Annotated in this window: 13 protein-coding genes; 5 read left to right on the forward strand and 8 right to left on the reverse strand. The window is 39.6% G+C overall.

The genetic code is table 11. The features are described 5' to 3' along the window. The first annotated feature begins 76 nt into the window (after positions 1-76). From OW157_RS03115 to OW157_RS03125, 3 genes are all read left to right on the forward strand, one after another. Positions 77-1,150: a PTS sugar transporter subunit IIC gene (locus OW157_RS03115; RefSeq protein ID WP_268751874.1), complete on the forward strand. Its 1,074-nt coding sequence runs from the start codon at positions 77-79 to the stop codon at positions 1,148-1,150. 21 nt (positions 1,151-1,171) lie between these two features. Beyond that, positions 1,172-2,518, forward strand: a complete 1,347-nt coding sequence (locus OW157_RS03120; RefSeq protein WP_268751875.1) for a D-serine ammonia-lyase — start codon at positions 1,172-1,174, stop codon at positions 2,516-2,518. Positions 2,519-2,599: 81 nt separating this feature from the next. Further along, positions 2,600-2,983: a Rid family detoxifying hydrolase gene (locus OW157_RS03125; RefSeq protein ID WP_268751876.1), complete on the forward strand. Its 384-nt coding sequence runs from the start codon at positions 2,600-2,602 to the stop codon at positions 2,981-2,983. Between the two features lie 149 nt (positions 2,984-3,132). On the opposite strand, the gene OW157_RS03130 is transcribed toward OW157_RS03125, so the two are convergent. Then, complete coding sequence (locus tag OW157_RS03130; RefSeq protein WP_268751877.1) at positions 3,133-4,035, reverse strand: M15 family metallopeptidase; 903 nt, start codon at positions 4,033-4,035, stop codon at positions 3,133-3,135. 174 nt (positions 4,036-4,209) lie between these two features. Here OW157_RS03130 and proB point away from each other — a divergent pair, with 174 nt between their 5' ends. Further along, positions 4,210-5,016, forward strand: a complete 807-nt coding sequence (gene proB, locus OW157_RS03135) for a glutamate 5-kinase (RefSeq protein WP_268751878.1) — start codon at positions 4,210-4,212, stop codon at positions 5,014-5,016. A gap of 21 nt (positions 5,017-5,037) precedes the next feature. Next, on the forward strand, positions 5,038-6,294 hold the full coding sequence (locus OW157_RS03140) for a glutamate-5-semialdehyde dehydrogenase (protein WP_268751879.1): 1,257 nt from the start codon (positions 5,038-5,040) through the stop codon (positions 6,292-6,294). A gap of 95 nt (positions 6,295-6,389) precedes the next feature. On the opposite strand, the gene OW157_RS03145 is transcribed toward OW157_RS03140, so the two are convergent. The 7 genes from OW157_RS03145 to OW157_RS03175 all read right to left on the reverse strand — a co-directional run bounded on the left by OW157_RS03145 (position 6,390) and on the right by OW157_RS03175 (position 12,857). After that, positions 6,390-6,851: a hypothetical protein gene (locus tag OW157_RS03145; protein WP_268751880.1), complete on the reverse strand. Its 462-nt coding sequence runs from the start codon at positions 6,849-6,851 to the stop codon at positions 6,390-6,392. A 24-nt stretch (positions 6,852-6,875) separates the two neighbouring features. Beyond that, the gene (locus OW157_RS03150) at positions 6,876-7,301 is read right to left on the reverse strand and encodes a PPC domain-containing DNA-binding protein (protein WP_268751881.1); all 426 of its coding nucleotides are present in this window, start codon (positions 7,299-7,301) and stop codon (positions 6,876-6,878) included. Between the two features lie 102 nt (positions 7,302-7,403). Beyond that, entirely contained in the window at positions 7,404-8,519 is a 1,116-nt protein-coding gene (locus OW157_RS03155; RefSeq protein ID WP_268751882.1) for an SLC13 family permease, read from the reverse strand. 99 nt (positions 8,520-8,618) lie between these two features. Further along, positions 8,619-9,377, reverse strand: coding sequence for a CpsD/CapB family tyrosine-protein kinase (locus OW157_RS03160; protein ID WP_268751883.1), 759 nt, complete (start codon positions 9,375-9,377; stop codon positions 8,619-8,621). An 11-nt stretch (positions 9,378-9,388) separates the two neighbouring features. After that, positions 9,389-10,129, reverse strand: a complete 741-nt coding sequence (locus OW157_RS03165) for a YveK family protein (protein WP_268751884.1) — start codon at positions 10,127-10,129, stop codon at positions 9,389-9,391. A gap of 75 nt (positions 10,130-10,204) precedes the next feature. Beyond that, positions 10,205-12,046 (reverse strand): polysaccharide biosynthesis protein, encoded by a 1,842-nt coding sequence (locus OW157_RS03170; protein ID WP_268751885.1) that lies wholly within the window; start codon positions 12,044-12,046, stop codon positions 10,205-10,207. 31 nt (positions 12,047-12,077) lie between these two features. Further along, complete coding sequence (locus OW157_RS03175; protein ID WP_268751886.1) at positions 12,078-12,857, reverse strand: tyrosine-protein phosphatase; 780 nt, start codon at positions 12,855-12,857, stop codon at positions 12,078-12,080. Positions 12,858-12,893 lie beyond the last annotated feature (36 nt).

Raw genomic sequence — 12,893 nt, forward strand, 5'->3', positions numbered from 1 at the left:
TACAATAAGACTTGTAAGTGAATAGCTTATAATGATTTGGAAATGTTAGTGAGTAATTTAAGAAAGGAGGAAAGCAATGGACCTGTTGATTGGTGTGGGTCTCTTGGTTTTAGTACTGGGACTCTTCACCTTATTTACCTTTAAGGCTCCCTATGGTCGAAAAACCATGTCAGCTTTTGCTGATGCTTCTGTGGCAACACTCTTGGTTGAAGCATTTTTGAATTCTTTTGTGGGGAATGTGTTCAACCTCCCCTTCTTCAGCGAAGTCGGTAGTGCTGCTGGGTCAATGGGTGGTGCGGCAGCGGCTGCCTTGATTCCGATTGCCCTTGGCGCTTCACCGGTTTACGGCATGTTAACTGGAGCAGCTGTTATGGGCATGGGGATCTTACCCGGTTTAGTGGCTGGTTATGCTTGTTTCTACGTGATTCGTTTCTTAGATGAACGTCTACCTGAAGGTTTAGATCTTATTGCCATGATTATCGTTGTTGCTCCACTTGCACGTTTCTTAGGCCGTTTGAGTGAACCCATTGTAGAATCTACCCTACTCAATATTGGGCGTACTATTTCTCTAAGTGCGGAAGGTAACCAAATTATCATGGGGTTAATCATTGGTGGTATAATGGCTATAGTTGGTTCCTCACCAATTTCTTCCATGGCTCTATCAGCTATGTTAGGATTAAAAGGGATACCAATGGGAGTAACGACTATGGCCATTTGGAGCGCCTCATTTGTAAACTTCATGGTCTACAAACGTTTCGGATTCGGTAGTATGCGAGAAACATTATCCGTTTTTATCGAACCCAAAACCCAGGTGGATTTAACCTCTGCCAATCCAATTCCGGTTTACCTCAGTAACTTCCTTTCCGGTGGTTTATGCGGTATCATAGTCGCCTTAGTTGGATTAACGAATGAAGCCTCATCTACTGCAACACCTTTTGCGGGACTAGCAGTGATGTATGCTTATAACAACCCTATCAAGCTTACTATTATGGCAGTTATTTGTGCTTTAATTGCACTAACAGTGGGTTACGTCGTTTCACTTGCCCTTAAGAACTATCCAATTGTAACTTTAGAAGACTTAAACGCAGAGGACGACCAAGCGACAAGTAAAGAACACGGTCAATTAACTGAAGCTTATTCAACGAAATAATATAAAGAAAAGAGGTATATTATGACAAAAGAAATTGCTGGAAAAACTTTAGAACAATGGAAAGAAAACCCTTATATCAAAGATATTATTGAGGAAAATGATGTCTTTTGGATTAACGATAAGAAAGGCTCTTTTGAAGAAGAAAAGGATCAAGTCGAATATACTGGTCAAGATGTCAAAGATGCGGAAGATCGTTTGAAACGTTTTGCGCCTTGGTTAGAAATGACCTTTGAAGACACTAAAAAGTTAAATGGTTTAATCGAGTCTCCTTACAGCAAAATTGATCAATTCAAGGCTGATGTTGAAGCCCGTTATGACACTGAAATTATCGGTGACCTTTACTTAAAACGTGATGATCTTCTTCCTATTGCAGGAACTATCAAAGCACGTGGTGCCATCTACGAAGTTCTTGTCCATGCTGAAAAAGTTGCGATTGAACAAGGCTTGTTATCTGGTTACGACGATGACTATACTAAATTTGCTTCCGATGAATTCCAAAACTACTTCAAAGATTTCTCAGTGGTTGTCGGCACAACCGGTAACTTAGGTATTTCCGTAGGGGTTATGGCTGCTGCCTTTGGTTTCAAAGCAATCGTGCATATGTCTAGCGAAGCCAAACAATGGAAGAAAGACTACCTACGTCAAAATGGAGTCGAAGTCATCGAACACAATACCAACTTTACTGAAGCCGTTGAACAAGGTCGAGCTGCGTCTGAAGCAGATCCTAATTCTTACTTCGTTGATGACGAAAACTCTGAACACCTTTTCTTAGGATATACAACTGCTGCGTCGCGTCTAAAAGCTCAACTAGAAGATGATGGTATTGTAATTGACGATGATCACCCACTATTCTTGTACTTACCATGTGGTGTCGGCGGTAGTCCAGGTGGAATTACTTTCGGTGCTAAACATACTTTTGGCGATAATGTTTACGCCTTCTTCGCTGAACCTACCCATGTACCTTCCTTAATCCTAGGTTTATTAACTGGTGAATACTCTAATGTCTCAGTGAACGACTTCGGTATTGATGGTAAAACAGTGATGGATGGTCTTGCTGTTCCACGTACCTCTCAATTCGTTGCTAAAGTCATGGAACATTTCTTCGATGGTGGTTATACTCTTAGTGATGAAGAATCTAACCGCAACTTGACTCGTCTAGTAGACACCGAAGACATCTTCTTAGAACCTGCTGCTACTGCTGGTCTTTCTGGTGCTGCTTTCCTCTTCAAAACTGAAGAAGGACAAAAATTCATCCAAGATAAGGGCTTAACAGAAAAAATGGCGAACGCTACTCATGTTGCTTGGGCAACAGGTGGTTCTATGGTTCCTGAAGAAGACCGCAAGAAGTTCTATGAAGCCGGTAAATAATTCTAAAAACAGCTAACCTTTCACAAATTAAGGCTGGGACGTCATCCCAGCCTTTGTCATTGAATAAATAAGGAGAATATTATGCGTAAAATTATCCAAACCGACCAAGCACCTGCTGCCATTGGACCATATGTTCAAGCTATTGACACTGGCACTAGCCTCCACCTATCTGGTCAATTACCTATCAATATGGCAACTAATGACATTCCTGATAATATCGAAGAACAAACCAAACATTCCTTGAAAAATATTCGCGCTATTGTTGAAGCTGCTGGCTATGATTTCTCTGATATTATCCACTGCACTATTTACTTAACTGATATGGCTGATTTTTCAGCTGTCAATGAAGTCTATGGTCAAGCCTTTCCAGAAGGTGCTTACCCTACTCGCTCTTGTATCGCAGTCCGCGAAATCCCTAAAGGGGCTCGTGTAGAGATCGAAGCCTTAGCAAAAAAAGACCACTAGTAAAATTCACTGCCTTAATCGCTTATAACCCCCTCACGACAAGGATTAAAAATAAATTGATTGGCTGACTCAGCTGCAAACAAACACAAAGCTCCCTAAGCAAGTTTAACGATCTTGCTTAGGGAGCTCTTTACAAGCTTAAAATGGTATTATTCTTCTGCTAAGGCTTCTTGAATAAGATGGAATTCTTCTAAGGTGAGCCCATGTTTAGCCATATACTGAGCTGGTTTGACGCCAACGTAGCGGTAGTGCCAAGGTTCATAATTATAGCCAGTAATGTCTTCCTTGTCTTTAGGATAACGCAGAATAAAGCCATAATTAGCAGCATTTTTCATGAGCCATTGGGCAGAAGGGTCGTTCTCGTAGTCTTCTGACAAGGACTTCCCTTGAGCCAACCAATCTTTACCCAATAAATCGAGCACTAAGCCAGTCGTATGCTCAGAAGCATTGGCTGGAGCCACATAGGCATCAGTAAGCCGTTGCGCCTCCTCCTCATCACCCCCAGTTTGGGCAAGATATTGCTGATAATTACTCTCAATATTTTGTTCTTGGTAGGCAATTGACCGGTAGCCTGACACAATATAGAGAGGATAACCTGCTTCTTGAGCAGCATTTAGTAATTCAGTGACAGGTTTTTCAATATCTTCATGGAAAGATTGGCCTGATTCAGCATCATAAGCTAAGGGAACTTGCGGCTCTTGTTCAAAAGGATTGTCCTTATTAATCAAGATTAATTCTGCGGCCTCTTGGTTAGGGTCCCTAGGAAATTCCTTGATTAGGGTATTAATGTCTGCATCACTTTGACTCGCATGAACTTGTTCTTCTAACTGAGCTTTTTCTTTACGACTGAGCCGTTTATTTTGTTTATTACCGATATCAGTTTCTTGGACTGACTCTTGACTTTGCTGACTTTGTGCGGTTTGATCTTCCTGAGTAGAATCTGTCGGTTGACGTCGAGCATAAAACAGACCCACTAAAACAATTAATAATACGACAATCAATAAGATCAAAGTAATATATACCTTACGCGCATGCTCCTTGGTAAAATTCATGATAAGCCTCCTCACCGTTTATTCTATTATAATAAAAAAATGAATTACTGGCTATATTTTTATAAAACAATGGCAAAGCGCTAGTAGCAGGCCATGGTCGTTTCCATTTTGAAATTATGCTATAATGAGTCAGTCTATTCTTTTATCGAGTAAACCCAAACTAAGGAGTTTTCTATGCAACGTGAGAAAATAAAAAATGCCAAACGTATTGTCGTCAAAATTGGCACTAATTCCCTATTAAATGATAAAAATGAACTAAACTATCGTCGTATTGACCGTTTAGCCTTTAGTTTAAGCAGTTTAATGCAAGCAGGTAAAGAAATTATCCTTGTTTCCTCTGGTGCGATTGGGGTGGGTTCCTCCCACCTTAATATTGAAGAGCGACCCACAGAAATCCCCGACCAACAAGCAGTAGCTGCTGTGGGGCAAGTGATATTAATGACTGTCTATAGTCGTTTCTTCAACTACTATGGCCAAGCCATTGGGCAAGTTCTACTCACCCGTGACATCATTGACTATCCGGAATCTTATGCCAACTACCGTAATTCCATGAATGCTTTGATGGCAAATAAGATTATCCCTATCGTTAACGAAAACGACACTGTTTCAGTGGATGAAATGGACCATCACACACGTTTTGGTGACAACGACACTCTTTCTGCTATGGTTGCTAATACCATCGATGCCGATTTATTGGTCTTATTAACCGATGTAGATGGCTTCTATTCTGCCAACCCACAAAGCGACCCCCAAGCCAAAAAATTCAATATTATTCATGAAATTACTGAAGAGCTCTTGGCTATGGCAGGATCTGAACAAGGTTCTACCTATAGTGTTGGAGGCATGCAAACCAAACTTACTGCAGCCCAAGACTTATTAGACCACGACCGTCAAACCGTTATTATGTCTTCACATGAGCCTAGCCAAATATTAGAACTCTTAGCCGGTTTAGATATTGGAACTGCCTTTATCACGCCATAAGTTATGATGGGAGGACTAAATATGATTAATGAAGAGACACTTTACGATTTAGGAACTGCAGCTAAAAAAGCAGCTAAAGAATTAGCTCAATTGCCTAGCCAAGCCAAAAACCGAGCGCTAAATACTATGGCCCAAGCATTACGGACCAAGCTAGCTGACATTCTTGCTGCCAACCAAAAGGATATCGCTAAAACCCATGACAGTGGTCGTCCAGAAAGCTTTATTGAACGAATGACATTAACTGAAGAACGAGTAGAATCCATGGCAGCTGGTTTAGAAAAGGTGGCCCAATTAGCTGACCCTATTGGTAGTAGCCATAAATCTTGGATTAATGAAGATGGTTTAGAAATTTCTCAACGTACCGTCCCGCTTGGCGTTATTGGGATTATCTATGAGTCGCGGCCTAATGTTACCGCCGATGCAGTGGGTCTTTGTTTCAAATCTGGTAATGCCGTTATTCTTCGTGGAGGTAAGGAAACGATTAATTCTAACCTAGCAATTTTAAATGTCTTAAAATCTGCGTTAAGAAAAAGTGGGATCACTGAGGATGCTGTTGCTTATATCGATAACCCTGACCGCCAACTCGCCCAAAAATTCATGCAAATGAACGACTATGTGGATTGTCTGATTCCTCGTGGTAGCCAAGGCCTGATTCAAAATGTAGTAAAACAAGCAACTATTCCAACTATTGAAACGGGTGTTGGTAATGATCACCTCTATGTCCATAAGGATGCCGACCTGGATAAAGCGCTAGCTATCTTAATCAATGGGAAAACTCAGCGCGTTTCTGTTTGCAATGCCCTTGAAACGCTTCTTGTTGACCAGGCCATTGCTAAAGATTTCTTACCCCGAGTTGCTGAGCAGTTAGCAGATTATAACGTCTTAGTTCATGCTGACCAAGCTGCTCTGACTTATTTCCCAGATGGACAATTAGCTAAGCCTCAAGATTATGCCCAAGAATTCTTGGATTATGAAATTGCGATCAAGGTTGTTGCTGATTATGATGAAGCCATTAATCACATTGACCAATATTCTACCCAGCATACAGAAGTCATTGTCACTGAAAATTATAGTGTCGCCCAAGACTTCATTAATGCTATCGATGCTGCTGTAGTCAATGTTAATGCCTCCTCTCGCTTCTCTGATGGTGAGAAATTTGGATTTGGGGGCGAAATCGGCATCTCTACTCAAAAACTCCATGCCCGTGGTCCAATGGGATTGGATGCCTTAACTTCTTATAAATACGTTGTCTTAGGTAGCGGTCAAATTCGCCAATAGCATGAGCCAACAATTCTCATTAGATAATTAAAGCTCCTCCAAAAGTCTTCTGACTTTGGAGGAGCTTTTCGCTATTTAGGTCATTATAAACTTTTTTAGGCATCCGTCACCATTTTAAAGGCACCCAACTGCAGTGCTATGTCTTTATCTTGGTAAACCCGTTTACTTGGTCGCCCTTGGTAAGCTAAGGATTCAGTGACTAGAATTGCTTGACCATTTTCCCAATTACCCAAAAAATCATGGTCATAAACAAAATCAGTTGTTTCAAGAGTCATCTTTTCCTCTACTAGACTAGCTTCAAAATCTCCGCGAAGTTGATAAATCGTTTCCTGACTTAAATTAACAAAAAGTAAAGTCAATTCTAATGTTTTATTCTTCTTATTTGGGGCTGCTTGGATAGGCAAAACATTGATTTCGCCTCTGTTCATTCGATAAGAATTCTCATCAACATATTGTTGGATGGTTGAGATAATTGTATCAACATCAGCTTGGGCATGTTTAGAATTCAAAGCTTGCAACTGTGCCTTCTGTCCCGGTGTTAGTACCGCTTTTACCATAATGATACCTTGCCTCCTACTTGATTAATCTTCAAATTGGAATTCGTTGATTCCAGTATCAGGATTTTTCTCACGGTCAACATTAGCTTGAATCGCATGAATCATAAATTCACCTGTTGCTGAAATTATGGCTCTATTAAGGTGTCCACCCCATACATGGCCCGCTTGATCAGCAAAAGTAGCATGAAAGTGGCTATAATGCTTGCCATCCATAGTGTTTATATTCCCAATCAAAGACACCAACTCCAAATCTTCTTCCTTAGTATTGAGATGATATTCTTGGGTTTCTAAATTATATAAACCATATTCGACTTGATTACAAGCGCCAATTGCTTGAACACTAGCTAATTCTACACCGGTTTCTTGGGCAAACTGGGCTATGCTGGCAATAATTTCTTCACCAGGATCAAGGCGAAGTACATAATCGTTAGCAAATTTTTTATATTCCATTTTTATACCTCTCAATCATTAATTGATTTCAAGCCATTTTGTCTATCAGTTCTTACTTAAAATTGTATCATGAAGAAATTTAAAAGCATAGTCATCACCTTTTTACGACAGCAATAAACATAAACCACCATAAAAAAAGACAGCCAAAATAATCAAGAAGCTAAAATTAACCTTTAAGAAGGTCCTTAAGTAAGCACGCGTATCCATTGATACGAAAGATCGTACAATATTGAAACCCAGTAAGTTAGCCATGGAAGCCAACAAGGTCCCTAAGCCACCGATATTTACCCCTAATAAGAGGGCAGGATAATCCTGACTAAAGGGTAGGAGCAAGATAGTAGTGGGAACATTGGAAAAAATTTGACTCAATAATAAGCTAGCCCAATATGAAATTGATAATTGACTAGCGTATGTCGACAAAAGTTCTCTTAGCCAAATAATTTGGCTAAGATTACCAACAATAATAAAAAAACATGCAAAGGTCAGCAAGAGCATGTAGTCAACCTGTAAGAGATATTTCCTGCCAAAAATAAAAACCGCTAACCCGATGGCCCCTGCAGTCCAATAGACATTAAGAACACCAAAAATTGCTAGAACCATAAGTAACATACCCAGGCTAGCATAGGCTGCAAGCGACCAAGACACAGTAGCAGTCTGTTTTTGTTTAGAAATTGCTAACTTATCTACCTTAAAGGAAGCTAATCCTAATAAAATAAGGCCTACCAGCATTAAAGGGCCTGTCCAAGTGATAAAATCTAAGAAAGAAGGCTGGAAAGTTTGATAAATTAACAAATTTTGTGGGTTAGAGAAGGGGAAGAATACCCCACCTAAATTAGCAGCCAAAACAATCAACACCGCTCCTAAAACTTGCCCATTAAACTTGGGCAAATAATAGAGCACATTCAAATATAATGGCAAGAGAGTCAAAACTGCCACATCATTAGACAATAAAAAGGAAGCCAAAAAACTCAAAAGAATTAAGGCTTGAATTAAGACACGTGAATTATTTGCCCAAGCCAATAAACGAAAAGAGGCATAGTTTAAGCCACCGGAAGCCGAGAACAACCCCAAAACTAACATCAAACCAAATAAGGTGACTAATAGCTGAAAATTAATATAAACCCAGGAAAAATCTCCTAATAATACTGATACTATGGCTAGTAATCCTGCCACAATAAAGAAAGGATTCGTTTTTATCCATTCCAATACTTTCATCATCTTTGTGCCCCACTTTTCTTGTTAGATTATCTTTAATTTAAAAAGAGCTGGGACAATGCCCCAGCTTCATTATAATCATATATTACTTTAAAATTTATATTATTGTTTTTCTCCTTCGCCATAGCTATAGCCATAGCCATAACCGTAGCCATAGCCATGAGTTTTCTTGGCATCGGCCCCATTATAAACGGCACCAATGACGTTGGCATTAACTACATCAAGAAGTTCTTTCGATTTCTTTACATTGTTTTTCTCAGCAACACCTTCACGGACAACTACAATTACGCCATCGACACGACTAGCAATAATTTGCCCATCAGTAACTGCAAGAATTGGTGGTGTATCAAAAATAACTAGATCAAACAATTCTTCAAGTTCTTGCATAACTTCTTGCATACGATTAGAACCTAATAATTCAGAAGGATTAGGTGGGGTCGGTCCTGCCGGTAAGATATAAACGTTGGCCTCTTGGACAAATTGAATGGTATCCGTCAAAGATAAGTCTCGATTTGTCAATAAGGAAGTTAATCCTTGGGTATTCCCTTCTAAGTTAAAGGTCTTGTGGACAGTCGGTTTACGCATATCCGCATCGACAAGTAAAACTCTTAAACCTAAGTCAGCCATCACTGAAGCGACGTTAGCAGCAACTGTTGACTTCCCTTCCCAAACAGCAGAAGAAGTAAACATCAAGGTCTTAAAGTCTTGGTCTACCATAGAAAATTGAATATTAGTTCGTATGGTACGGAATTGTTCTGATACTGTATCGTTGGGTTTAGTTACTGTAATTAAAGAAGCCCCCAAACGTTGCTCAGCATTCAATTGATCAAATTTTTTCTGTTTACGATTTTCAAAAAACATACATAAACCTCCTAGACCCGACGCCGACGATTTTGATTGTCTTTGTTTTTCTTCTTGAAGCGAGTTTCTTGAACATTACTTTTAGTCATTTCTGGCAATGTTCCTAGCATAGTCCAACCCACTTCCTCAACAATTTCTGAACTGCGAACAGTACGGTCAAAAATTGCCCGCAACAGTTGATAAACAAGTCCAATAATACCCCCAATTAAGGCACCTAATATCAAATTAAGCAGTACATTAGGTGATGCAGGGTCTTCGTCTGGTTCTGCTGAGGTGACAATAGAAACGTTTTGTACATTCAATATGTTTTGGACTTCATTAGAAAAATGTTTAGCAATAGCATTAGCTAAATCTGCTGCCAAATAAGGAGAAGCATTTTCAACAGTCACTGAGAAAATCAAAGAATCTGACTCAGTTGTCACAGTAACTTGGGAAGCCAATTCTTCCACCGTCATGTCTGCCCCTACTTCCTCGATAGCAGGTTCTAATACCACTGGTTTGGTCACAATATTTTGGTAGGTATTCAACAAAGTAAGGTTCGTTTGTAGTTGCGATTGATTTAGCTGTTCTGATGAATCTTGGGTATCATTTACCACGATATCAGTAGTAGCAGTGTACTTAGGTTCAATCACCAAAAAGGTCAGCAAAGCTGCAATGACAAAACCAATAAATGTTGCCATTAATATCTTACCAAACTTGTCCTTAATAATCGTATAAATATCGAGCAATGAAATTTCTTGTGTTTCTTCCATAGTTCCTCCTTATTGGCATAGAATCTCTAACATTCTATCATAAACCCTTCAAATAACCTAGTTCTTTTTGATGGTTTACTCTTCTGCTGTATCACGGTGAACAAAGGCGACTAATTCTTGGGCCAAATCAGAATTAGCCTGTCCAGAAAGGTCAAGACTCTCCACAAAATCACGAATCGTAGTCAATGGTAGATTATGGATTTTTCCGACAAAAATCTTATCATCCACTCGTCGTCCCGTGGTTTCATCCGTTAAAAGCAGTTCTTCGTACAATTTTTCTCCAGGACGTATACCTGTCTCAACAATGCCAATTTCTTCTTCAGTAAAACCAGATAATTTTATCATTTTCTTGGCTAAGTCCAGTATATAAACTTCTTCTCCCATATCTAGGATAAAGATTTCGCCCCCTTGAGCATTAGCTCCGGCCTGAACTACTAAACGACTAGCTTCAGGAATTGTCATAAAGAAACGTCGCATATTAAAATCAGTTACCGTCACTGGACCACCTGCAGCAATTTGTTTTTTGAATAAAGGAATCACTGATCCACGGCTACCCAAAACATTTCCGAAGCGCACCGCAGTAAAGACAGTTCCTCCGTTATCATCATTAAGTCCAGTAACAATCATTTCCGCTATCCGTTTAGTGGCGCCCATTACATTTGGTGGGTTGTTAGCCTTATCAGTAGATACCATCACAAAAACATCCACGCCAGATTCTTTGGCGGCTTTGGCAACATTATAAGTCCCATAGATATTATTTTTCACCGCTTCGGTTGGGTTAGCTTCCATCAATGGCACGTGTTTATGCGCAGCGGCATGATAAACAATATCGGGATGATGTTTCTCCATAACTTCATAAATATAATCGCCATCTTGAACATCAGCTATCACAGGAATAATTTGCACATTAGGTAAGTTCATGGCTCTTAATTCTTGGTTAATAAGATAGATGGAATTTTCACCATGCCCTAATAAGATCAGTTTCTTAGGGGCAAATTTGATGACTTGTCGACAAATTTCGGAACCAATCGAGCCCCCTGCACCAGTAACTAAGACAGTATGTCCAGAAATTTGTTCTAGAGGTTTACTGTCGTCTAACTCCACTTCTTTGCGGCCCAAAAGGTCAGCAATATCAATTTCTTGCGGTGTTTTCTCATATTTCACTTGGTAACCAGATAGGGTACTTTCCACCACTGGCATCTGGTTCACCTTAATATTAGCAGCATTGGCAGCATCTAAGATTCGCTCAATCTGCTCCCCAGGAAGCGAAGGTGCTGTAATCATAATTAATTCGACTTGATAGGATTTTATAATTTCAGGCACTTGGTCTAAACTTCCTAAAACACGGATGCCATCCAAATAAGTGCCACGTTTTTCAGGGTTATCATCCACGATTCCTACTAAGCGATAGACTCCATTTTTACGATTAAAGCTTTGAATGAAAATTCGTCCAGCTCGTCCGGCCCCTACTAAGAGTGTTCGAGTTCCTGATTTTTGACTTGCAGCTAAAGGATTATGCTGCTTTTCCCGTTCATTGATATAAAAACGCCAAGCTAACCGTAGGAGCGCCATTGCCCCGATGCTGAACACAGTTAATAAAAAGATAAAGCGTAAACTAACATTATCAAAAACAGTAAGGTAAACCACTGTCGTCACTAATCCGGCAAGAATATTAGATACACCTAAATTACGCACATCATGAATCGAAAAAAGCCGAATAGTTGCCAGATGATTTTTCAAGAAATAACCCACTATAAAATGAACGCCATAATAAACTAAGACTAAAAATAAAATATTGCGAAAACTAACATGAACATAATAAAGCAACAATAAATAAGTTATAGCAGCAGAAAAAAATACACATAGCAAATCAGCAATCGCTATGGTAAAGAATTTAATTTTTTTAGTGACTTGCATAAGACCCTCCATTATAGACTACGAGAATAAATTAAAATAAACCAAACCATTTTTTTCGTGGTTTTTTCTTGGTTGAAATTTCAAAATCCGTAATTAAGTGGTCCCCATTCACTAAACTCCGAACATTTTGCTGATAATCAAACACTAAGGACACCCCATAGTCCTTCTCCAATTGTTTAAACGCTTCTGCCATATGAAATCCCCGCACCCCATCAGGACGATGGGCATCGGAAGCCATCATATGCACTAGACGGTGTTCAATCATATATCGAGCAGCCGCTTCAACTTCTGAGCCAAACACACCCAAATAAGAAGCTGCTGTAACTTGCGCATAGCATCCTTGATCAACAAAGCGCCGTAAAATCCCAGGATCTTCCATCAATTTCGTATTACGTTCCGGATGGACAATCACAGGACGAATATTACGATTTAATAATTCAAAGATAATTTGATAGGAAAACTCAGGAATCTCATTGCTAGGAAACTCTATTAGGAGATAAGAATTATTTAAATCAGTAAATAAAATATCTCCTTTAGTGATATTAGCCATTAGCTCACCATGAATATGGACTTCCTGACTAGGAAAAACAATCAAATCGATACCGCGACGATCTAACTCTTCTTGCAAACGAGCAACCCTTTGATTGACCTGGTCGCCAGTATTATTATAGTCTTTTGTGTGATGATGAGGCGTTGCTAGGATATGAGTAATTCCTTCTCGTCGCGCAGCATTAGCCATAGCGATAGCCATATCCAAGTCCTTGGCTCCATCATCCACACCAGGTAAAATGTGACAATGCATATCAATCATCGTACGCTTCCTCCCATTAATACTTATCTAAACCAA

This window comes from Aerococcus kribbianus, from assembly GCF_026805545.1.
GTDB lineage: Bacteria > Bacillota > Bacilli > Lactobacillales > Aerococcaceae > Aerococcus > Aerococcus kribbianus.